A 21,046-nucleotide genomic window follows, 5' to 3' on the forward strand; every position below is an offset into this window, starting at 1 on the left:
GTAACTGAGAGGGACAACCATGGAAGCCAGGGCCCAGGCGCGGTACATCCGCGTTACGCCCATGAAGGCCCGCCGCGTGGTGGACCTTATCCGTGGCATGGATGCCACGGAGGCTCAGGCTGTTCTGCGATTCGCTCCGCAGGCAGCCTCCGTGCCGGTCGGCAAGGTGCTCGACAGCGCCATTGCCAACGCCGCGCACAACTACGACCACACCGACGCCGACAGCCTCTACATCTCCGAGGCGTACGTCGACGAGGGCCCGACCCTGAAGCGGTTCCGGCCGCGCGCCCAGGGCCGTGCCTACCGGATCCGCAAGCGGACCAGCCACATCACCGTGGTCGTCAGCTCCAAGGAAGGAACCCGGTAATGGGCCAGAAGGTAAACCCGCACGGGTTCCGGCTCGGTGTCACGACCGACTTCAAGTCGCGTTGGTACGCCGACAAGCTGTACAAGGACTACGTCAAGGAAGACGTCGCCATCCGTCGGATGATGACGTCCGGCATGGAGCGCGCCGGCATCTCGAAGGTTGAGATCGAGCGCACCCGTGACCGCGTGCGGGTGGACATCCACACCGCTCGTCCGGGCATCGTCATCGGCCGCCGTGGCGCCGAGGCCGACCGCATCCGCGGTGACCTCGAGAAGCTCACGGGCAAGCAGGTCCAGCTGAACATCCTCGAGGTCAAGAACCCCGAGACCGACGCTCAGCTGGTTGCCCAGGCCGTTGCCGAGCAGCTCTCCTCCCGCGTCTCCTTCCGCCGCGCCATGCGTAAGAGCATGCAGTCGGCGATGAAGGCCGGCGCCAAGGGCATCAAGATCCAGTGCGGTGGCCGCCTCGGCGGCGCCGAGATGTCCCGCTCGGAGTTCTACCGCGAGGGCCGCGTGCCCCTGCACACGCTCCGTGCGAACGTGGACTACGGCTTCTTCGAGGCCAAGACGACCTTCGGCCGCATCGGCGTGAAGGTCTGGATCTACAAGGGCGACGTCAAGAACATCGCCGAGGTCCGCGCCGAGAACGCTGCGGCCCGTGCGGGTAACCGCCCGGCCCGTGGTGGTGCCGACCGCCCGGCCCGTGGTGGCCGTGGTGGCGAGCGGCGCGGTCGCAAGCCGCAGCAGGCTGCTGGCGCCGAGGCCCCCAAGGCCGAGGCTCCCGCGTCCGCTCCGGCTGAGAGCACCGGAACGGAGGCCTGACCGAAATGCTGATCCCCCGTAGGGTCAAGCACCGCAAGCAGCACCACCCGAAGCGCAACGGTATGTCCAAGGGTGGAACGCAGGTTGCGTTCGGCGAGTACGGCATCCAGGCGCTGACCCCGGCCTACGTCACGAACCGCCAGATCGAGGCGGCTCGTATCGCGATGACCCGTCACATCAAGCGTGGCGGCAAGGTCTGGATCAACATCTACCCGGACCGTCCCCTCACCAAGAAGCCGGCCGAGACCCGCATGGGTTCCGGTAAGGGTTCTCCGGAGTGGTGGATCGCCAACGTCAAGCCCGGACGTGTGATGTTCGAGCTGTCGTACCCCAACGAGAAGATCGCCCGTGAGGCGCTGACTCGTGCGGCCCACAAGCTGCCGATGAAGTGCCGGATCGTCAAGCGCGAGGCAGGTGAAGCGTGATGTCGGCCGGTACCAAGGCGTCCGAGCTGCGCGAGCTGGGCAACGAGGAGCTTCTGGCGAAGCTCCGCGAGGCCAAGGAAGAGCTGTTCAACCTCCGCTTCCAGGCGGCGACGGGCCAGCTCGAGAACCACGGCCGTCTGAAGGCGGTCCGCAAGGACATCGCCCGGATCTACACCCTCATGCGTGAGCGTGAGCTCGGCATCGAGACGGTGGAGAACGCCTGATGAGCGAGAAGAACGTGACTGAGAACACTGAGGCGCGCGGTTTCCGCAAGACCCGTGAGGGCCTCGTCGTCAGCGACAAGATGGACAAGACCGTCGTCGTCGCCGTCGAGGACCGCGTCAAGCACGCGCTGTACGGCAAGGTCATCCGCCGTACGAACAAGCTCAAGGCGCACGACGAGCAGAACGCCGCGGGTGTCGGCGACCGCGTCCTCCTCATGGAGACCCGGCCGCTGTCCGCGACGAAGCGCTGGCGCGTCGTCGAGATCCTCGAGAAGGCCAAGTAATTTCCTGCGGGGCTAACCCCGCAGGTCAGTTCCGCCAGGCTCGGCAGGGGCCCGCTACGTGAGGCCCCTGCCGGGAACCGGCAGACGATCAGGAGATAGACGTGATCCAGCAGGAGTCGCGACTGCGCGTCGCCGACAACACTGGTGCGAAGGAAATCCTTTGCATCCGTGTGCTCGGTGGCTCCGGTCGCCGCTACGCGGGCATCGGTGACGTCATCGTCGCCACCGTCAAGGACGCGATCCCCGGTGGCAACGTGAAGAAGGGTGACGTCGTCAAGGCGGTCATCGTTCGCACCGTCAAGGAGCGCCGTCGTCCGGACGGCTCGTACATCCGCTTCGACGAGAACGCCGCCGTCATTCTGAAGAACGACGGCGACCCTCGCGGCACCCGTATCTTCGGCCCGGTCGGCCGTGAGCTGCGCGAGAAGAAGTTCATGAAGATCATCTCGCTCGCGCCGGAGGTGCTGTAAGCATGAAGATCAAGAAGGGCGACCTGGTCCAGGTCATCACCGGCAAGGACAAGGGCAAGCAGGGCAAGGTCATTGCCGCTTACCCGCGCGAGGAGCGCGTCCTGGTCGAGGGTGTCAACCGGGTCAAGAAGCACACCAAGGCCGGCCCGACCGCCAGCGGTTCGCAGGCGGGCGGCATCGTCACGACCGAGGCGCCGATCCACGTCTCCAACGTCCAGCTGGTCGTTGAGAAGGATGGCAACAAGGTCGTCACGCGTGTCGGTTACCGCTTCGACGACGAAGGCAACAAGATCCGCGTTGCCAAGCGGACGGGTGAGGACATCTGATGGCTACCACCACCACTCCGCGTCTGAAGCAGAAGTACCGCGAGGAGATCGCGGGCAAGCTGCGTGACGAGTTCAAGTACGAGAACGTCATGCAGATCCCCGGCCTCGTCAAGATCGTGGTCAACATGGGTGTGGGCGACGCCGCCCGCGACTCCAAGCTGATCGAGGGCGCCATCCGCGACCTCACCACGATCACCGGCCAGAAGCCGCAGGTCACCAAGGCCCGCAAGTCCATCGCGCAGTTCAAGCTGCGTGAGGGCCAGCCGATCGGTGCCCACGTCACGCTCCGTGGCGACCGCATGTGGGAGTTCCTGGACCGCACCCTGTCGCTCGCGCTGCCGCGCATCCGCGACTTCCGCGGCCTGTCCCCCAAGCAGTTCGACGGCCGTGGCAACTACACCTTCGGTCTCACGGAGCAGGTCATGTTCCACGAGATCGACCAGGACAAGATCGACCGTACCCGGGGCATGGACATCACCGTGGTCACCACGGCGACCAACGACGCTGAGGGCCGCGCGCTCCTTCGTCACCTCGGCTTCCCGTTCAAGGAGGCGTGAGCGAGATGGCGAAGAAGGCTCTGATTGCCAAGGCTGCTCGCAAGCCCAAGTTCGGTGTGCGTGGCTACACGCGCTGCCAGCGCTGCGGCCGTCCGCACTCCGTGTACCGCAAGTTCGGCCTCTGCCGCGTGTGCCTTCGTGAGATGGCTCACCGTGGCGAGCTGCCGGGCGTGACCAAGAGCTCCTGGTAGTCCCCGTAATCAGGGATTTCCGGAGCTCTCGGTAAGCATCTGGGTCGGCAGGGGCCCTTCTCCACATGCCGTAGGCTTGTGGGGTTGGGCGCCTGCCGCGCCCGTACGACTTACTACGCCGTAGGTCCACCGCGCCGCACCCGTCCCGTCTCGGATCGGGGAGAGGGATGGCGCACCAGGAAACCCCGGCGAGAGAGGCCGAAGGCCAATTCATGACCATGACTGATCCGATCGCAGACATGCTTACGCGTCTGCGGAACGCGAACTCGGCATACCACGACTCCGTGACGATGCCGGCATCGAAGATCAAGTCGCACATCGCGGAGATCCTCCAGCAGGAGGGCTTCATCACGGGCTGGAAGGTCGAGGACGCCGAGGTCGGCAAGAACCTCGTTCTCGAGCTGAAGTTCGGCCCGAACCGTGAGCGCTCCATCGCGGGCATCAAGCGGATCTCCAAGCCCGGTCTCCGGGTGTACGCGAAGTCCACCAACCTGCCGAAGGTGCTGGGCGGCCTCGGCGTGGCGATCATCTCCACGTCGCACGGGCTCCTCACCGACAAGCAGGCCGGCAAGAAGGGCGTGGGTGGGGAAGTCCTCGCCTACGTCTGGTAACGGAAGGGAACGGAGGAAACAGCTATGTCGCGTATTGGCAAGCTCCCCATCACGGTTCCCGCCGGCGTGGACGTCACCATCGACGGCCGTACGGTCTCGGTCAAGGGCCCCAAGGGCTCGCTGACCCACACCGTTGTCGCGCCGATCGACATCGTCAAGGGTGAGGACGGCGTGCTCAACGTCACCCGTCCGAACGACGAGCGTCAGAACAAGGCCCTCCACGGCCTGTCCCGCACGCTGGTGGCGAACATGATCACCGGCGTGACCCAGGGTTACGTGAAGAAGCTCGAGATCAGCGGTGTCGGTTACCGCGTGACGGCCAAGGGCTCGAACCTCGAGTTCGCGCTCGGCTACAGCCACCCGATCGTCGTCGAGGCGCCCGAGGGCATCACCTTCAAGGTGGAGACCCCGACCCGCTTCCAGGTCGAGGGCATCGACAAGCAGAAGGTCGGCGAGGTTGCGGCCAACATCCGCAAGCTGCGCAAGCCCGACCCGTACAAGGCCAAGGGCGTCAAGTACGAGGGCGAAGTCATCCGCCGCAAGGTCGGAAAGGCGGGTAAGTAAGCCATGGCATACGGACAGAAGATCCTCAAGGGCGACGCCTACAAGCGCGCCGCGATCAAGCGCCGTCACATCCGGATTCGCAAGAACCTTTCCGGTACGGCGGAGCGTCCCCGTCTGGTCGTTACCCGCTCCAACCGCCACATCGTGGCGCAGGTGATCGACGACCTCAAGGGCCACACCCTGGCGTCCGCGTCCACCCTGGACGCGTCCGTCCGCGGTGGCGAGGGCGACAAGTCCTCGCAGGCCAAGCAGGTCGGCGCCCTGGTCGCCGAGCGTGCCAAGGCTGCCGGTGTCGAGGCTGTCGTGTTCGACCGTGGTGGCAACCAGTACGCCGGGCGCATCGCCGCCCTGGCGGACGCCGCCCGCGAAGCCGGGCTCAAGTTCTGAGCCTGCCGTAGCTAGCGGAAACAGAGAGAGGTAATTCCAATGGCTGGACCCCAGCGCCGCGGTGGCGGTGCCGGTGGCGGCGAGCGGCGGGACCGGAAGGGCCGTGACGGCGGCGCTGCTGCCGCCGAGAAGACCGCGTACGTCGAGCGCGTCGTCGCGATCAATCGTGTCGCCAAGGTTGTGAAGGGTGGTCGTCGCTTCAGCTTCACCGCGCTGGTCGTGGTGGGCGACGGTGACGGCACCGTGGGTGTCGGTTACGGCAAGGCCAAGGAGGTGCCGGCCGCCATCGCCAAGGGTGTTGAGGAGGCCAAGAAGCACTTCTTCAAGGTCCCCCGTATCCAGGGCACCATCCCGCACCCCATCCAGGGTGAGAAGGCTGCCGGCGTCGTCCTGCTCAAGCCCGCGTCCCCCGGTACCGGTGTTATCGCCGGTGGCCCGGTGCGTGCCGTGCTCGAGTGCGCCGGTATCCACGACGTGCTGTCGAAGTCGCTCGGCTCCGACAACGCGATCAACATCGTGCACGCGACCGTGGAGGCCCTGAAGGGTCTGCAGCGTCCCGAGGAGATCGCGGCCCGCCGTGGTCTGCCGCTCGAGGACGTCGCCCCCGCGGCCCTGCTGCGTGCGCGTGCCGGGGCGGGTGCGTAATCATGGCGCAGCTCAAGATCACGCAGGTCAAGTCCTACATCGGCAGCAAGCAGAACCACCGCGACACTCTGCGTTCCCTTGGTCTCAAGGGCATCAACACGCAGGTCGTCAAGGAGGACCGCCCCGAGTTCCGCGGCATGGTGCACACCGTCCGCCACCTCGTGACGGTCGAGGAGGTCGACTGATCATGGCGGAGCAGAACCCGCTCAAGATCCACAACCTCCGTCCCGCCCCGGGCGCCAAGACCGCCAAGACCCGTGTGGGTCGTGGTGAGGCGTCGAAGGGTAAGACGGCCGGTCGTGGTACCAAGGGCACGAAGGCCCGTTACCAGGTTCCGGAGCGCTTCGAGGGTGGCCAGATGCCGCTCCACATGCGCCTCCCGAAGCTGAAGGGCTTCAAGAACCCGTTCAAGACCGAGTTCCAGGTCGTGAACCTCGACAAGCTGGCCGCGCTCTACCCCGAGGGTGGCGAGGTCACGGTCGAGGGTCTGGTGGCCAAGGGTGCCGTTCGCAAGAACAGCCTCGTCAAGGTCCTCGGCCAGGGCGAGATCTCCGTGGCGCTGCAGGTGACGGTCGACGCCGTCTCCGGCTCCGCCAAGGAGAAGATCACCGCTGCCGGCGGTACGGTCACCGAGCTCGTCTGAGACGGTTCGTAGTCGCAAGCAGAGCCGCCCCCGCGATACCGCGGGGGCGGCTCTGCTTGTTCGCTCTCGGCACCGTCGGAATTCACGGCCGCGGTGCGGGATTCCGTCCAATGTCCCGTGCCGAGTACACGGAGCCAGACGGCTCCACTCATTTGGTCAAGGGGTACTTCCGGCCGTTCGACGTGTCACGCCCGCACCTGGAAACTCCTGTCGGGCAGCCGGCCGGCGCTGCGGTGAGGGCGAGAGTGCCCATGCCACACCGAGCGGAATTCCCCATTCCGTCTCTGGCCGGTCGCCTCCGGTGACCCTCGCCGAGGTCCGCCGCCCCCCGGCCGGGAAGCGCCTGAAGTGCCCTCGAAGGGGCGCGGGTGATTCTTAGACATGTGTACGAAAGCGCCCCGAGGCGCGGGAGAACCGGCGGCTCGCCTCCGACGGGCCGTCGATCAGCGTTCCGGCGGAGCCCTGATATAGGTAGGCTGTGGCGACTGGCATCCAGCGCTGTCTTGGCATGCCGTAACCTCGTTCCACAGGTAATCAACCCGAAATTAGTCGTCACCTCACGCGCATACGCGGGGGTCGCAGGAGGCACCGTGCTCACCGCGTTCGCCCGGGCGTTCAGGACGCCCGACCTGCGCAAGAAGCTGCTGTTCACGCTGGGCATCATCGTGGTGTACCGGGTCGGCACGCACATCCCGATCCCGGGCGTCAACTACAGGAACGTCCAGCAGTGTGTCCGCGAGGCCTCCGGTAACCAGGGTCTCTTCGGGCTCGTCAACATGTTCAGCGGTGGTGCGCTGCTGCAGATTACGATCTTCGCGCTCGGGATCATGCCGTACATCACGGCGAGCATCATCCTGCAGCTGCTGACGGTCGTGATCCCGCGCCTGGAAGCACTCAAGAAGGAAGGTCAGGCCGGCACTGCGAAGATCACGCAGTACACCCGCTACCTGACCGTGGCGCTGGCCATCCTTCAGGGCACCGGCCTGGTGGCCACCGCCCGCAGTGGTGCTCTGTTCGGTACCTGCTCGGTGGCGAACCAGATCGTTCCCGACCAGGCGATCTTCACCACCATCACCATGGTCATCTGCATGACCGCGGGTACGGCCGTCGTGATGTGGCTCGGTGAGCTGATCACCGACCGCGGTATCGGCAACGGCATGTCGATCCTGATGTTCATCTCGATCGCCGCGACCTTCCCGTCCGCGCTGTGGGCCATCAAGAAGCAGGGCACCCTGGCCGGCGGCTGGATCGAGTTCGGCACCGTCATCGCCGTGGGCCTGGTCATGGTCGCGCTCGTCGTCTTCGTCGAGCAGGCCCAGCGCCGTGTCCCGGTGCAGTACGCGAAGCGCATGATCGGTCGCCGGTCCTACGGCGGTACGTCCACGTACATCCCGCTGAAGGTGAACCAGGCGGGTGTGATTCCCGTCATCTTCGCCTCTTCGCTGCTCTACATTCCGGCACTCGTGGCGCAGTTCTCGGGGGGCAAGTCGGGCTGGAAGACCTGGGTCGAGCAGAACCTCACCAAGGGCGACCACCCGATTTACATCACTTCGTACTTCTTGCTCATCGTTTTCTTCGCGTTCTTCTACGTCGCTATCTCCTTCAACCCCGAGGAAGTAGCCGACAACATGAAGAAGTATGGTGGCTTCATCCCGGGCATCCGGGCTGGCCGACCGACCGCTGAGTACCTCAGCTACGTGCTCAACCGGATCACCTGGCCGGGTTCGCTGTATCTGGGTCTGATCGCTCTCGTACCGACAATGGCGTTGGTGGGCTTCGGGGCAAGCCAGAACTTCCCGTTCGGCGGGACCAGCATCCTCATCATCGTGGGTGTCGGTCTCGAGACGGTGAAGCAGATCGAGAGCCAGCTCCAGCAGCGCAATTACGAAGGGTTCCTCCGCTGATGCGTATCGTCCTCGTCGGGCCGCCCGGTGCCGGTAAGGGAACGCAGGCCGTCCGGCTCGCAGAGAAGCTGGCGATTCCGCACATCTCCACGGGCGACCTGTTCCGCGCCAACATCAGCCAGCAGACCGAGCTGGGCAAGCTCGCGAAGTCCTACATGGACGCCGGCAACCTCGTCCCGGACGAGGTGACCATCGCGATGGCCAAGGACCGCATGGAGCAGGCGGACGCGCAGAACGGCTTCCTGCTGGACGGCTTCCCGCGGAACGTCTCGCAGGCCGAGGCCCTGGACCAGCTGCTCCAGACCGAGGGCATCACGCTGGACGCCGTCCTCGACCTGGAGGTCCCCGAGGACGAGGTCGTCAAGCGCATCGCCGGTCGGCGCATCTGCCGCAACGACTCCTCGCACGTCTTCCACGTGTCGTACAACGCGCCGAAGAAGGAGGGCGTCTGCGACGTCTGCGGCGGCGAGCTGTACCAGCGTGACGACGACCGCGAGGAGACCGTCCGCACGCGGCTGGAGGTCTACCACACGCAGACCGAGCCGATCATCGACTACTACAAGGCGCAGGGCCTGGTCGTGACGATCTCCGCGCTGGGCCCGGTGGCCGAGATCACCGAGCGGGCGCTGGAAGCCCTCAAGCGCGAGAAGGCCGAGCAGTAGATCCCGGCCCTTCCGGCCGCGGTGCCCTCCCACGGATTCCGTCCGCGGGACCCCCAGGGCGCCGCGGCCGTACTGTTGTGTACGTATCCCAGTCGACGCGAGTGACGGAGAGCGCAGGCCCCTCATGGTGCAGATCAAGACCCCCGAGCAGATCGCGAAGATGCGGGCGGCGGGCCTGGTCGTAGCGGCCATCCACGCGGCCACGCGCGAAGCGGCCGTCCCCGGCGCGACCACCAAGGACCTGGACGAGGTGGCCCGCAAGGTCCTCGCCGAGCACGGCGCGAAGTCGAACTTCCTGGGCTACGGCGGCTTCCCGGCCACCATCTGCACGTCCGTGAACGACGTCGTCGTCCACGGCATCCCCTCCGACGACGTCGTCCTCAAGGACGGCGACATCATCTCCATCGACTGCGGCGCGATCGTCGACGGCTGGCACGGCGACGCCGCGTACACGGCCTTCGTGGGCTCGGGTCACGCTCCGGAGCTGGTCGAGCTCTCCCGGGTGACCGAGGAGTCGATGTGGGCCGGCATCGCGGCCATGAAGCCGGGCAACCGCCTGGTGGACGTCTCGCGGGCGATCGAGACGTACATCCGCCGTCAGCCGAAGCCGGGCGGCGGCAAGTACGGGATCGTCGAGGACTACGGCGGCCACGGCATCGGCACCGAGATGCACATGGACCCGCATCTGCTGAACTACGTCGACCGCCGCCGCGGCAAGGGCCCCAAGCTGGTCCCCGGCTTCTGCCTCGCCATCGAGCCCATGGTCTCCCTCGGCACCCCGCGCACCGAGGTCCTGGAAGACGACTGGACCGTCATCACCACGGACGGCACCTGGTCCTCCCACTGGGAGCACTCGGTCGCCCTGACCGAGCAGGGCCCTCTGGTCCTGACGGCTCCCGACGGCGGCAAGGCCAAGCTCGCCGAGTACGGCATCACGGCCGCTCCCGACCCGCTTGCATAGGGATCACCCCGATGGGGCAGACTCTCTCGATTCGCCTTTCCGGGTGCGCCGACGTAGACTGACTCGTCGGCTCTCGTGCACCCGCATGTCTGCATGCTCCCGCAAGGGAATCCCAGGGACTGCCTGAGAGTCGATCAAGGTAGTCGATTCGAAGGGCGAAGCGTGGCCAAGAAGCAAGGTGCCATCGAGATCGAGGGCACTGTCGTCGAGTCTCTGCCGAACGCCATGTTCAAGGTCGAGCTCCAGAACGGCCACCAGGTCCTGGCACACATCAGCGGCAAGATGCGGATGCACTACATCCGTATCCTCCCTGACGACCGGGTCGTGGTGGAGCTGTCTCCGTACGACCTGACGCGTGGCCGGATCGTCTACCGCTACAAGTAGATCTTGCCCGCGCCCCGGGCCCGCCCGGAGCGATGGCACTGACCCGGAGAACCTCACCCCATGAAGGTCAAGCCGAGCGTCAAGAAGATCTGCGACAAGTGCAGGGTGATCCGCCGTCACGGCCGGGTCATGGTCATCTGCGAGAACCCGCGCCACAAGCAGCGCCAGGGCTGACGCACGACCATCTCCCTCTGCACCTCTATCGCAGAGTTTCGCGCGACGCGAGCTGAATATGTTCATACGCAGAGCCCGAGCCCAACAGCTCGACACCCCCGGTCCGGAGGCCGGGGACCCGGTTCGTACCTAGTACGGCGGCCGGGAGCCGGTTCTGCGGAAGACCTCCGAAGATTCACCAGGAGCCATTGAATGGCACGCGTTTCCGGTGTTGACATCCCGCGCGACAAGCGCGTGGAGGTCGCCCTCACCTACGTGTTCGGCATCGGCCGGACCCTCTCGCAGGAGACGCTGGCTGCGACCGGCGTCGACCCGAACACCCGCGTTCGCGACCTCTCCGAGGAGCAGCTCGTCGCGATTCGTGAGTACGTCGACAACAACATCAAGACCGAGGGTGACCTCCGTCGCGAGATCCAGGCCGACATCCGCCGCAAGGTCGAGATCGGTTGCTACCAGGGTCTCCGTCACCGTCGCGGTCTGCCCGTCCGCGGTCAGCGCACCAGCACCAACGCCCGCACCCGCAAGGGCCCGCGTCGCGCCATCGCCGGCAAGAAGAAGCCGGGCAAGAAGTAGTCCGCAGCGGACACCTGTCCACGGTCTTCGCTGTAGGACCGACCACCTCCCGTAGGAGTTAGTAGATGCCCCCCAAGGGACGTCAGGGCGCTGCCAAGAAGGTGCGCCGCAAGGAAAAGAAGAACGTCGCTCACGGCCACGCGCACATCAAGAGCACGTTCAACAACACGATCGTCTCGATCACGGACCCGTCCGGCAACGTGATCTCCTGGGCCTCCGCCGGCCACGTCGGCTTCAAGGGCTCCCGGAAGTCCACGCCGTTCGCCGCGCAGATGGCCGCCGAGTCGGCTGCCCGCCGCGCCCAGGAGCACGGCATGCGCAAGGTCGACGTGTTCGTCAAGGGCCCGGGCTCCGGTCGTGAGACCGCGATCCGCTCCCTGCAGGCCACGGGCCTCGAGGTCGGCTCCATCCAGGACGTCACCCCGACCCCGCACAACGGCTGCCGTCCGCCGAAGCGCCGCCGCGTCTGACGCGTCGCGCTCCGCGCACTGTGGTTCCGGGCGGTACGGCTCTTTCGGGCCGTGCCGCCCGTACCCTTGCAGTACCCGCACTTCTCACGGGTGCGGTTTCCGTCGGGCGTCAAATAGCGGGCGTCCACGAAAGAAGGATCTGATCCACACATGCTGATCGCTCAGCGTCCCTCGTTGACCGAAGAGGTCGTCGACGAGTTCCGCTCCCGGTTCGTGATCGAGCCGCTGGAGCCGGGCTTCGGCTACACCCTCGGCAACTCCCTCCGCCGTACCCTCCTCTCCTCGATCCCCGGTGCCGCTGTCACCAGCATCCGGATCGACGGCGTGCTGCACGAGTTCACCACCGTGCCGGGCGTCAAGGAGGACGTCACCGACCTGATCCTCAACATCAAGCAGCTGGTCGTCTCCTCGGAGCACGACGAGCCGGTCGTGATGTACCTGCGCAAGCAGGGCCCGGGTCTGGTCACCGCCGCCGACATCGCGCCCCCGGCCGGTGTCGAGGTGCACAATCCCGACCTCGTCCTCGCCACGCTCAACGGCAAGGGCAAGCTGGAGATGGAGCTGACCGTCGAGCGCGGTCGCGGTTACGTCTCCGCCGTGCAGAACAAGCAGGTGGGCCAGGAGATCGGCCGTATCCCGGTCGACTCCATCTACTCGCCGGTTCTCAAGGTCACGTACAAGGTCGAGGCCACGCGTGTCGAGCAGCGCACCGACTTCGACAAGCTGATCGTCGACGTCGAGACCAAGCAGGCGATGCGTCCCCGTGACGCCATGGCCTCCGCCGGTAAGACGCTGGTCGAGCTGTTCGGTCTCGCCCGCGAGCTGAACATCGACGCCGAGGGCATCGACATGGGCCCGTCCCCGACGGACGCCGCCCTGGCCGCCGACCTCGCGCTGCCGATCGAGGAGCTGGAGCTCACCGTCCGCTCCTACAACTGCCTCAAGCGTGAGGGCATCCACTCCGTGGGTGAGCTCGTCGCCCGCTCCGAGGCCGACCTGCTGGACATCCGCAACTTCGGTGCGAAGTCCATCGACGAGGTCAAGGCGAAGCTGGCCGGCATGGGCCTGGCGCTCAAGGACAGCCCGCCCGGATTCGACCCGACCGCCGCCGCGGACGCCTTCGGCGCCGACGACGACGCGGACGCGGGCTTCGTCGAGACCGAGCAGTACTAAGAGCTCGGGCCATCCGGTCCGTACTCGGGCGCGGGTGCGCTGTGGCTTGTCGCGCCCACGCGACGGAGTCGCACATCGACACCGCCCCGCGCCCCTTCCGGGAGCGCCCTTCGGGGCTGCTCCCGGATCTCCGACAGGCGACCGCCTGCTCGGATACTGACCCCGGTACCTGATACGGCCGGGGCAGACACACAGGAGAAGAACAATGCCGAAGCCCACCAAGGGTGCCCGTCTGGGCGGCAGCGCCGCGCACGAGAAGCTCCTCCTCGCGAACCTCGCGAAGAGCCTCTTCGAGCACGGCCGCATCACCACCACCGAGGCGAAGGCCCGCCGCCTGCGCCCGTACGCCGAGCGTCTGGTCACCAAGGCGAAGAAGGGCGACCTTCACAACCGCCGTCAGGTGCTCCAGGTCATCACGGACAAGAGCGTCGTCCACACGCTCTTCACCGAGATCGGCCCGCGCTACGAGAACCGTCCGGGTGGCTACACCCGCATCACCAAGATCGGTAACCGCCGTGGCGACAACGCGCCCATGGCTGTCATCGAGCTGGTCGAGGCGCTGACGGTCGCGCAGCAGGCCACCGGTGAGGCCGAGGCCGCCACCAAGCGTGCGGTCAAGGAAGCCGACGAGGCCAAGGCCGCGGAGACCACCGAGGCTCCGGCCGCGGAGGCCACCGAGGCCGGCGCCGAGGAGTCGAAGGACGCGTAAGCGTTCTGCCGGGGGACTGCCGGCCGGCGGCGACGCCGTCGTGGCAGGTCGCGCAGTTCCCCGCGCCCCCTGTGGGCGTGGGCGGGTCCGTTCCTTTCCAAGGGCGGACCCGCTTTTTTGTGCACCTGAGAGGATCTCTGTGTGAGCGACGAAGTACATCCCGGGCACGTCCGTATCCGTCTCGACCTCTCCTACGACGGCACCGACTTCCATGGCTGGGCCAAGCAGGCCGGAGGGAGGCGGACCGTGCAGGGCGAGATCGAGGACGCCCTGCGCACGGTGACGCGGTCCAAGGAGACGTACGAGCTGACCGTGGCCGGCCGGACCGATGCCGGGGTGCACGCGCGTGGGCAGGTGGCCCATGTCGATCTGCCCGTCGAGCTGTGGGCGGAGCACCGCGAGAAGCTGCTCAAGCGGCTCGCCGGGCGGCTGCCGAAGGATGTGCGGGTGTGGCGGCTCACCGAGGCACCGGCCGGCTTCAACGCCCGGTTCTCAGCGATCTGGCGGCGCTACGCGTACCGGATCACCGACAACCCCGGCGGAGTCGACCCGCTGCTGCGCGGCCATGTGCTCTGGCACGACTGGCCGCTGGACGTGGACGCCATGAACGAGGCCGCCCGGGCGCTGCTCGGCGAGCACGACTTCGCCGCCTACTGCAAGAGGCGCGAGGGGGCGACCACGATCCGCACGCTGCAGGAGCTGAGCCTGGTCCGGGACGGCGACGGGGTCATCACCGCCACCGTCCGCGCCGACGCCTTCTGCCACAACATGGTGCGGTCGCTGATCGGCGCGCTGCTGTTCGTCGGAGACGGGCACCGGGGCCCGGAGTGGCCCGGGAAGGTGCTGGCCGCGCGGGTGCGGGACTCCGCCGTGCATGTCGTACGGCCGCACGGGCTGACCCTGGAGGAGGTCGGCTACCCCGCCGACGAACTGCTGGCGGCCCGGAACAAGGAGGCGCGGAACAAGCGCTCGCTCCCCCTGGCGTCGGGCTGCGCGACCTGTTAGCGGTGCCGCCTCTCCGTCACTGGGACGCCGCCTGGGCCTGGGCCTGGCCGCGGCGGTAGATCTGGTTGACGGTGAACTGGGCGAGGTCGTTGCCCACGTCGAAGACCTTGGTGTCCTTCTTGGTGACGTCCTTGCCGTTGGTGAAGCCGGCGACCGTGAAGTAGGCGTAGCGGCCGTAGGCGTTGCGCGTCGAGCGGCAGAAGGCCCCGTCGCAGAAGTTCTTGACGCCCTTGCCGAACAGGGAGCGCACGATGCTCCTGTCGTCGGTCTGGGCCTTGGCCTTGGTCGCCTGGGCCGCGGTGTCGAAGACGGCGACGCCGACGGTGACCGCGATGTCACCCTTGGTGTAGGTGGCGCGCATCATGCGGGTGCAGCCGTTGGCGGTGAGCACCTTGGGCAGAGTGCCGCCGGCGACGGTGGCACAGCTCGGGGTGTCGGCCGTCGGGCCCTTCTTGTACACCGCGTCGCCCACGGTCAGCTGCTTGCCCGGGAACAGGGTGTCCGGGCCGAGCGGGGCGGTGTCCTTCTGGGCGCTGGAGATGAAGTCCTTGGGATCCAGCGGCGGCGGGGCGCTGGTGGGCGCGAAGGACGGCGTCGCGGTGCCGGAGCCGGGCAGCGAGGCGCTGGCCGGGAGGTTGCTGGGGCCGGCCTGCGGATCACCGCCGTTCGCGGAGACGACGGCCATCGCGACCGCGGTGCCTATCGCGGCCGTGGCCAGCGCGCCGCCGGCTATGAACAGCACCTTGCGGCGTTTGTTGCGCGACTCCGAGGCCTCGGCGAGCGCGGCCCAGTCCGGAGTGCCGTCATCGGCCCCGCTGCTCCACGGTTGCTGGGAATTCGGTTTCCAGGGATCCCACTGAGACTGGGGTCCCCCCTGCCCGTAACTCATGGGGCGCATCTTAGACGTGGGTTCCGGGGTGCAGGAGTGCATCGGTCGTCATGCCGCGTTTGTCCGGCGACATGAGGGGGAAGGGCCTCGTTTTGACCCGTCCGGGCCCGTGCAGGTAACCTGCTTCTTCGTTGTGTATTGGCTTGCTCATTCTCACGGGACGGGCCCTTACACCGGTCCACCGGGCCGATGACCAGCGACCAGCACGCGGTTTGCGTCAACCGTGGTGCGGTCAGGGCTGTCGTGATCGTTTCGGTGACCTGTTCAGGACCATTCACTCGAAGCGAAGGCTACGAACCGTGCGTACGTACAGCCCCAAGCCCGGCGATGTGACGCGCCAGTGGCACGTCATCGACGCTCAGGACGTCGTCCTGGGTCGTCTCGCCACGACCGCCGCGTCCCTCCTGCGGGGCAAGCACAAGCCGATTTACGCCCCCCACGTCGACACCGGTGACTTCGTCATCATCATCAACGCCGACAAGGTGCACCTGTCCGGCAACAAGCGGACGCAGAAGATGGCGTACCGCCACTCCGGCTACCCGGGTGGTCTGCGCTCCGTCCGCTACGACGAGCTGCTCGACAAGAACCCCGAGAAGGCCATCGAGAAGGCCGTCAAGGGCATGCTCCCCAAGAACACGCTGGGCCGTCAGATGCTCTCGAAGCTGAAGGTCTACAAGGGTGACGTGCACCCGCACGCTGCGCAGCAGCCGGTGCCGTTCGAGATCACCCAGGTCGCGCAGTAAGTCCGGCCACCCCCTAAGACTGAAGAGAATCTGAGGAGAATCGTGGCCGAGACCACTGCCGAGCAGCCGCTCGAAGAGCTTGACATCGACAGCTACACCACCGAGTCCGAGGTCCCCGTCGAGGGTGAGTACACCTCGGAGTCCATGGCCTCCCGCTTCGGTGAGCCCCAGCCGGCCGCCGGCCTGGGCCGCCGCAAGAACGCCATCGCCCGTGTCCGGATCGTTCCGGGCACCGGCAAGTGGAAGATCAACGGCCGCACCCTCGAGGACTACTTCCCGAACAAGGTGCACCAGCAGGAAGTCAACGAGCCCTTCAAGGTGCTCGAGCTCGAGGGCCGTTACGACGTCATCGCCCGCATCGCGGGTGGCGGTGTCTCCGGTCAGGCCGGTGCCCTCCGTCTCGGTGTGGCCCGTGCGCTGAACGAGGCCGACGTCGACAACAACCGTGGCCCGCTGAAGAAGGCCGGCTTCCTCAAGCGCGACGACCGTGCGGTCGAGCGCAAGAAGGCCGGTCTGAAGAAGGCCCGCAAGGCTCCGCAGTACAGCAAGCGCTAAGCTTCGCTGCCTGCTCGTACGTATCACGGGCTTCGGCCCACACGTACTCCGAACGCCCCGGCGGCACGCCACATGTGCCTCCGGGGCGTTCGTTTATCCCAGCCAAGGGCGTATAACGACACAAGACGCTCAGAGGCTTGTGTGATCGGATGCCGGGGCGCCTGCCACCCGACGCGGCGCCTGTCCGCTTCCGACATCGATGCTTCCTCAGGAGGACAAGTGGGACGACTCTTCGGCACGGACGGCGTGCGCGGTGTCGCCAACGCGGATCTGACGGCCGAGATGGCGCTCGGCCTCTCCGTGGCCGCGGCGCACGTGCTGGCCGAGGCGGGCACCTTCGAGGGGCACAGGCCGACAGCGGTGGTCGGGCGGGACCCGCGCGCGTCCGGGGAGTTCCTGGAGGCGGCGGTGGTGGCCGGCCTCGCCAGCGCGGGCGTGGACGTCAGAAGCGTCGGCGTGCTGCCGACGCCCGCGGTGGCCCACCTGACCGGCGCGCTCGGCGCCGACCTCGGTGTGATGCTCTCCGCGAGCCACAACGCCATGCCGGACAACGGCATCAAGTTCTTCGCCCGCGGCGGTCACAAACTCGCCGACGAGCTGGAGGACAAGATCGAGGCGGTGTACGAGTCGCACCGGCACGGCGAGCCGTGGGAGCGGCCGACGGGCGCCGGGGTCGGGCGTGTCCGCTCGTACGACGAGGGCTTCGAGGCGTACGTCACCCATCTGCTGTCGGTGCTGCCCAACCGGCTCGACGGCCTGAAGATCGTGCTGGACGAAGCGCACGGCGCGGCCTCGGGGGTCTCGCCGGAGGCGTTCACCCGCGCGGGCGCCGAGATCGTCACGATCGGTGCCGAGCCGGACGGGCTCAACATCAACGACGGCTGCGGCTCGACGCACCTCGACAAGCTGAAGGCCGCGGTCGTCGAGCACGGCGCGGACCTCGGTATCGCGCACGACGGCGACGCCGACCGCTGCCTGGCCGTGGACCACACCGGCGAGGAGGTCGACGGCGACCAGATCCTCTCCGTGCTCGCGCTGGCGATGCGGGAGCACTCCATGCTGCGGTCCGACACGGTCGTCGCCACGGTGATGTCCAACCTGGGCTTCAAGCTGGCGATGGAGAAGGCCGGGATCCGGCTGGTGCAGACGGCCGTCGGTGACCGCTACGTGCTCGAGGAGATGAAGGAGCACGGGTACGCCCTCGGCGGCGAGCAGTCCGGGCACGTCATCATCCTCGACCACGCGACCACCGGTGACGGCACGCTGACCGGCCTGCTGCTGGCGGCGCGGGTCGCCGAGACCGGCCGCTCGCTCCGGGACCTGGCCTCCGTGATGGAGCGGCTGCCGCAGGTGCTGATCAACGTCCCGGACGTGGACAGGTCGCGCGTGCGCACGTCGGCCGATCTCGCCGCCGCCGTCGCCGAGGCGGAGCGGGAGCTGGGGGAGACCGGCCGGGTGCTGCTGCGGCCGTCGGGCACCGAGCCCCTGGTGCGGGTCATGGTCGAGGCCGCGGACATCGAGCAGGCACGCTCCGTCGCGGGGCGGCTGGCCGATGCCGTCAAGTCCGCCCTGGGATAGCCGCGCGTTCCCCGCGCCCCTGTCAGGGGCGCGGGGGAGAACCGGTCCGGGGTGCCGGCCGAGCCGGCGGCGACGGCCCGGTGCCCGGCGGCGGACCTACAGCTTGCGCAGGCGCAGGCGCTGGACCTTGTGGTCCGGGCCCTTGCGGACGATGAGGCCGGCCCGGCCCCGGGTGGGGGCGATGTTCTCGACCAGGTTCGGCTTGTTGATCGTCCGCCAGAGCGTGCGCGCGTAGTCCAGGGCCTCCTCCTCGGAGACCTGGGTGTACTTGCGGAAGTACGAGTCGGGGTCCTGGAAGGCCGTCTGGCGCAGCTTCTTGAAGCGGCTCAGGTACCAGCGCTCGATGTCCTCGGCGCTCGCGTCGACGTACACGCTGAAGTCGAAGTAGTCGGCGAGGCCGACCCGGGTGCGGCCGTCCTTGCCGGGCAGGGCGGGCTGGAGGACGTTCAGGCCCTCCACGATCAGGATGTCCGGGCGGCGCACGGTGAGCTTCTCGTCCGGCACGATGTCGTAGATGAGGTGGGAGTAGACGGGCGCCGACACCTCGTTCTTGCCGGCCTTGATGTCGGCGACGAATCGGGTGAGGGCCCGGCGGTCGTAGGACTCGGGGAAGCCCTTCCGCGACATCAGGCCGCGCTCCTCCAGCTCCCGGGTCGGCAGCAGGAAGCCGTCCGTCGTCACCAGCTCCACGCGCGGGTGTTCCGGCCAGCGGGAGAGCAGCGCCTGGAGCAGCCGGGCCACGGTCGACTTGCCGACGGCGACGGAGCCGGCGACTCCTATGACGAACGGGGTGCCGGACTGGGAGCCCTTCTCACCGAGGAAGGTGTTCAGAGCCCCTCTCAGCCCGTCCGTGGCGCCGACGTAGAGGTTGAGGAGCCGGGAGAGCGGGAGGTAGATGTCCCGCACCTCGTCCAGGTCGATGACGTCGCCGAGACCGCGGAGCTTCTCCACCTCCTCGGCGGTGAGCGGCAGCGGTGTCTTGTTGCGCAGCGCGCTCCACTCGGCGCGGGTGAGATCGACGTAGGGAGTCGCCTCCGGCCTGTGCCGGTGGGCGCTCCGGGGCATCGAGGAGACCTGAGAGATCACAGTCCATTGTTAACGGAGTTTGAACGGGGCAGTGGGGTGGGGTGCGTCACGTGGGGGCGGGAGCGGAGCCCTGTGTGCGCGCTAGTGGGCGCCGGCTGCGGGTGGCGTCCGCTCCACCACGCGGCGGGGCGTCGGGCGTACGGGACGCCGGCGCCACTCACAGGGGACGGACGTGCGGTGACACCTGGTCGATGTAGGCGTCGACGAGCCCGAGACGTGCTCCGATCTCGCGGTAGCGGTCGTACTGTGTCCTGCTGATCGTGACCTCGTACCTGTCGACGAGGTGCAGCAGGAGCCGGAAGCCGAGGTCCGGGCCGGCGGACGTCACCGTGTCCCGGAGGAGGGTGGTGACGGCGGGGCCGGGTGCGCCGGGAGCCTGCCGGGCCACGGCCTGGTCGAGTGCCGGACCGATGTCGCGGACCTCGTGCAGGACCGATTCCCTCAGGTCGTCGTGGTGAGCGGGCGGGCCGGGCACGTAGGAGGGCGCGACACCGGCCAGCCACGCCGTGCACACCTCGGCGATCTCCCGGAGCCAGGCCCTGCCGTCCGCGTCGAACGTCTCGTCCGCGCCGCTGCGCCTGGCGGCGATGCGCCACAGTGCCGTGACCGCGTCGTCGGACAGGGCCGAGCCCGACAGGAGCCGTACGTCCTGGAGGAGGACGGCGGCCTGGGTGCCGGGAGCGATGCCGCGGTCGCCGTGAGCGAGTCTGCCGATGTGCTCATGGGGGGTGCCCGAGCCTTCGTACCGCCAGGCGTCCCATTCGCCGTCGAACATCGCCGAGAGGAAGGGCAGGCCGGCACGGGGGCCGAGGTCCCGGCGGTTCGCGTCCAGCGGGCGCCACCGCACGGTCAGGTCCTCGAAGACCGCCGCGTGGGGGTATGCCAGCCGGTCCCCGATGCCCAGCAGCCGTTCGTACTGGTCCTCGCCCACCGAAGCCGCGTTGGCCTTGAGCACGCGCAGGAAGAGCCGGAAGCCGAGATCGGCGTCGGCCTCGTCGACGATCCGCCGCAGCATGTCCGCCACATCGGGCAGTGGCACACGACCGGCCAGCGCCGGTGCGGCCGCCCCGATCTCGGCCCGCACGGATTCGCGGAGTTCCTCCTCCGGCACGGCGGGCCCCGGCTCCGCGGTGTCCATACGCTCCGCATGGGCCTGGTCCGGGGTGCCCGCGGGACACACCTGGGCGATCATGCGCAGCCAGTCGCGCGCGCCGAGGCCGTGAGCACCCGGGTCGAACCGTCCGCCCGTCAGCGCCGACCAGAGGCCGCCGACGACGGCTTCCGGCACCGGTGACTCCAGCAGCAGCCGCACGTCACGGCCGAGTTGCCCGTCCTCCTCGGCCCGGGCCGTCTCGGCCGCCATCGCCAGCACGGCCGGGGGGTCGGCGAGCGGAATCCCACCGGGGCCCAGCCGGCCGCCGAAACCGCTCAGGCCGAAGTCCTCCTCGTATGCGAGGTAGTACACCTCACGGTGCCTGGTCACGCTTCTCCTCACGCGCGCATGGGCGCCCCGCACCGCGGGACGCCCGTGCTGTCCTGAGGCGGCCTCAGGAGGGCACTCGGCTGTAGGCGTTGACGTGCGCGGACGTCCGGCGCGCAGCCATGACGGTGTGACCCCTCCCCGTGTGCGACGCCGTTCCCCCGGTCGCCGGGCGTCGCGCGTGA

At 67.9% G+C, this 21,046-nt stretch carries 31 protein-coding genes; 28 read left to right on the top strand and 3 right to left on the bottom strand.

Annotation, left to right across the window (positions count from 1 at the left end; translation table 11 throughout):
* Positions 1–19: 19 nt before the first annotated feature.
* The 25 genes from rplV (at position 20) to truA (ending at position 14,530) form a co-directional block, all read left to right on the top strand.
* Positions 20–367 carry a 50S ribosomal protein L22 gene (gene rplV / locus FHS34_RS13575; RefSeq protein WP_019329637.1) on the top strand — a complete coding sequence of 116 codons (348 nt, stop codon included), beginning with the start codon at positions 20–22 and terminating at the stop codon, positions 365–367.
* The gene (rpsC, locus tag FHS34_RS13580; protein ID WP_003998826.1) at positions 367–1,188 is read left to right on the top strand and encodes a 30S ribosomal protein S3; all 822 of its coding nucleotides are present in this window, start codon (positions 367–369) and stop codon (positions 1,186–1,188) included. Before rplV ends, rpsC begins: the two co-directional genes overlap by 1 nt.
* A 5-nt stretch (positions 1,189–1,193) precedes the next feature.
* On the top strand, positions 1,194–1,613 hold the full coding sequence (gene rplP / locus FHS34_RS13585) for a 50S ribosomal protein L16 (protein WP_009190136.1): 420 nt from the start codon (positions 1,194–1,196) through the stop codon (positions 1,611–1,613).
* Positions 1,613–1,837, top strand: a complete 225-nt coding sequence (rpmC, locus tag FHS34_RS13590) for a 50S ribosomal protein L29 (protein WP_007494763.1) — start codon at positions 1,613–1,615, stop codon at positions 1,835–1,837. Before rplP ends, rpmC begins: the two co-directional genes overlap by 1 nt.
* A complete protein-coding gene (rpsQ, locus tag FHS34_RS13595; protein ID WP_153539280.1) occupies positions 1,837–2,121 on the top strand; it encodes a 30S ribosomal protein S17 in 285 nt (94 codons plus the stop codon). The genes rpmC and rpsQ overlap by 1 nt, the downstream gene beginning before the upstream one ends.
* A 101-nt stretch (positions 2,122–2,222) precedes the next feature.
* Positions 2,223–2,591 (top strand): 50S ribosomal protein L14, encoded by a 369-nt coding sequence (rplN, locus tag FHS34_RS13600; protein ID WP_003998823.1) that lies wholly within the window; start codon positions 2,223–2,225, stop codon positions 2,589–2,591.
* 2 nt (positions 2,592–2,593) lie between these two features.
* Positions 2,594–2,917 carry a 50S ribosomal protein L24 gene (rplX, locus tag FHS34_RS13605; protein ID WP_030930498.1) on the top strand — a complete coding sequence of 108 codons (324 nt, stop codon included), beginning with the start codon at positions 2,594–2,596 and terminating at the stop codon, positions 2,915–2,917.
* Entirely contained in the window at positions 2,917–3,474 is a 558-nt protein-coding gene (gene rplE / locus FHS34_RS13610) for a 50S ribosomal protein L5 (protein ID WP_067119440.1), read from the top strand. Before rplX ends, rplE begins: the two co-directional genes overlap by 1 nt.
* A gap of 5 nt (positions 3,475–3,479) precedes the next feature.
* On the top strand, positions 3,480–3,665 hold the full coding sequence (locus tag FHS34_RS13615) for a type Z 30S ribosomal protein S14 (protein WP_003948630.1): 186 nt from the start codon (positions 3,480–3,482) through the stop codon (positions 3,663–3,665).
* Positions 3,666–3,877: 212 nt separating this feature from the next.
* Positions 3,878–4,276, top strand: a complete 399-nt coding sequence (rpsH, locus tag FHS34_RS13620; RefSeq protein ID WP_007384075.1) for a 30S ribosomal protein S8 — start codon at positions 3,878–3,880, stop codon at positions 4,274–4,276.
* Positions 4,277–4,300: 24 nt separating this feature from the next.
* Complete coding sequence (rplF, locus tag FHS34_RS13625; protein WP_071373346.1) at positions 4,301–4,840, top strand: 50S ribosomal protein L6; 540 nt, start codon at positions 4,301–4,303, stop codon at positions 4,838–4,840.
* Between the two features lie 3 nt (positions 4,841–4,843).
* Positions 4,844–5,227 carry a 50S ribosomal protein L18 gene (gene rplR, locus FHS34_RS13630; protein ID WP_073901437.1) on the top strand — a complete coding sequence of 128 codons (384 nt, stop codon included), beginning with the start codon at positions 4,844–4,846 and terminating at the stop codon, positions 5,225–5,227.
* A gap of 39 nt (positions 5,228–5,266) precedes the next feature.
* Positions 5,267–5,872 carry a 30S ribosomal protein S5 gene (gene rpsE / locus FHS34_RS13635; protein ID WP_009190144.1) on the top strand — a complete coding sequence of 202 codons (606 nt, stop codon included), beginning with the start codon at positions 5,267–5,269 and terminating at the stop codon, positions 5,870–5,872.
* A gap of 2 nt (positions 5,873–5,874) precedes the next feature.
* Complete coding sequence (gene rpmD, locus FHS34_RS13640; RefSeq protein WP_003974250.1) at positions 5,875–6,057, top strand: 50S ribosomal protein L30; 183 nt, start codon at positions 5,875–5,877, stop codon at positions 6,055–6,057.
* 2 nt (positions 6,058–6,059) lie between these two features.
* Positions 6,060–6,515: a 50S ribosomal protein L15 gene (rplO, locus tag FHS34_RS13645; RefSeq protein WP_023547373.1), complete on the top strand. Its 456-nt coding sequence runs from the start codon at positions 6,060–6,062 to the stop codon at positions 6,513–6,515.
* A gap of 590 nt (positions 6,516–7,105) precedes the next feature.
* Entirely contained in the window at positions 7,106–8,419 is a 1,314-nt protein-coding gene (gene secY / locus FHS34_RS13650) for a preprotein translocase subunit SecY (protein ID WP_184964744.1), read from the top strand.
* Positions 8,419–9,081: an adenylate kinase gene (locus FHS34_RS13655; protein WP_184964746.1), complete on the top strand. Its 663-nt coding sequence runs from the start codon at positions 8,419–8,421 to the stop codon at positions 9,079–9,081. Before secY ends, FHS34_RS13655 begins: the two co-directional genes overlap by 1 nt.
* 124 nt (positions 9,082–9,205) lie before the next feature.
* Positions 9,206–10,042, top strand: coding sequence for a type I methionyl aminopeptidase (gene map, locus FHS34_RS13660; RefSeq protein ID WP_184964748.1), 837 nt, complete (start codon positions 9,206–9,208; stop codon positions 10,040–10,042).
* A 162-nt stretch (positions 10,043–10,204) separates the two neighbouring features.
* On the top strand, positions 10,205–10,426 hold the full coding sequence (gene infA / locus FHS34_RS13665) for a translation initiation factor IF-1 (protein WP_003948620.1): 222 nt from the start codon (positions 10,205–10,207) through the stop codon (positions 10,424–10,426).
* Between the two features lie 60 nt (positions 10,427–10,486).
* Entirely contained in the window at positions 10,487–10,600 is a 114-nt protein-coding gene (rpmJ, locus tag FHS34_RS13670; protein WP_003998809.1) for a 50S ribosomal protein L36, read from the top strand.
* Positions 10,601–10,792: 192 nt separating this feature from the next.
* Complete coding sequence (gene rpsM, locus FHS34_RS13675; protein WP_030788235.1) at positions 10,793–11,173, top strand: 30S ribosomal protein S13; 381 nt, start codon at positions 10,793–10,795, stop codon at positions 11,171–11,173.
* Between the two features lie 65 nt (positions 11,174–11,238).
* On the top strand, positions 11,239–11,643 hold the full coding sequence (gene rpsK / locus FHS34_RS13680; RefSeq protein WP_003956432.1) for a 30S ribosomal protein S11: 405 nt from the start codon (positions 11,239–11,241) through the stop codon (positions 11,641–11,643).
* A 150-nt stretch (positions 11,644–11,793) separates the two neighbouring features.
* On the top strand, positions 11,794–12,816 hold the full coding sequence (locus FHS34_RS13685) for a DNA-directed RNA polymerase subunit alpha (RefSeq protein WP_003966937.1): 1,023 nt from the start codon (positions 11,794–11,796) through the stop codon (positions 12,814–12,816).
* Positions 12,817–13,021: 205 nt separating this feature from the next.
* Positions 13,022–13,525, top strand: coding sequence for a 50S ribosomal protein L17 (gene rplQ / locus FHS34_RS13690; RefSeq protein WP_184964750.1), 504 nt, complete (start codon positions 13,022–13,024; stop codon positions 13,523–13,525).
* A gap of 141 nt (positions 13,526–13,666) precedes the next feature.
* Positions 13,667–14,530 (top strand): tRNA pseudouridine(38-40) synthase TruA, encoded by an 864-nt coding sequence (gene truA, locus FHS34_RS13695; protein ID WP_184964752.1) that lies wholly within the window; start codon positions 13,667–13,669, stop codon positions 14,528–14,530.
* 16 nt (positions 14,531–14,546) lie between these two features.
* Here the strand turns inward: truA and FHS34_RS13700 are convergent, their stop codons facing one another.
* Positions 14,547–15,419, bottom strand: coding sequence for a hypothetical protein (locus FHS34_RS13700; protein WP_184964754.1), 873 nt, complete (start codon positions 15,417–15,419; stop codon positions 14,547–14,549).
* Between the two features lie 299 nt (positions 15,420–15,718).
* On the opposite strand from FHS34_RS13700, the gene rplM reads away from it, so the two are divergent.
* From rplM to glmM, 3 genes are all read left to right on the top strand, one after another.
* Complete coding sequence (gene rplM, locus FHS34_RS13705; RefSeq protein WP_020941688.1) at positions 15,719–16,162, top strand: 50S ribosomal protein L13; 444 nt, start codon at positions 15,719–15,721, stop codon at positions 16,160–16,162.
* A 42-nt stretch (positions 16,163–16,204) separates the two neighbouring features.
* Positions 16,205–16,717, top strand: a complete 513-nt coding sequence (gene rpsI / locus FHS34_RS13710) for a 30S ribosomal protein S9 (protein WP_004927169.1) — start codon at positions 16,205–16,207, stop codon at positions 16,715–16,717.
* A gap of 219 nt (positions 16,718–16,936) precedes the next feature.
* On the top strand, positions 16,937–18,295 hold the full coding sequence (gene glmM / locus FHS34_RS13715) for a phosphoglucosamine mutase (protein ID WP_184964755.1): 1,359 nt from the start codon (positions 16,937–16,939) through the stop codon (positions 18,293–18,295).
* Positions 18,296–18,391: 96 nt separating this feature from the next.
* On the opposite strand, the gene coaA is transcribed toward glmM, so the two are convergent.
* A complete protein-coding gene (gene coaA / locus FHS34_RS13720; RefSeq protein WP_184965302.1) occupies positions 18,392–19,360 on the bottom strand; it encodes a type I pantothenate kinase in 969 nt (322 codons plus the stop codon).
* Between the two features lie 178 nt (positions 19,361–19,538).
* Positions 19,539–20,864, bottom strand: a complete 1,326-nt coding sequence (locus FHS34_RS13725) for a hypothetical protein (RefSeq protein ID WP_184964757.1) — start codon at positions 20,862–20,864, stop codon at positions 19,539–19,541.
* Positions 20,865–21,046 lie beyond the last annotated feature (182 nt).

The organism is Streptomyces echinatus (genome assembly GCF_014203595.1).
Taxonomy (GTDB): domain Bacteria; phylum Actinomycetota; class Actinomycetes; order Streptomycetales; family Streptomycetaceae; genus Streptomyces; species Streptomyces echinatus.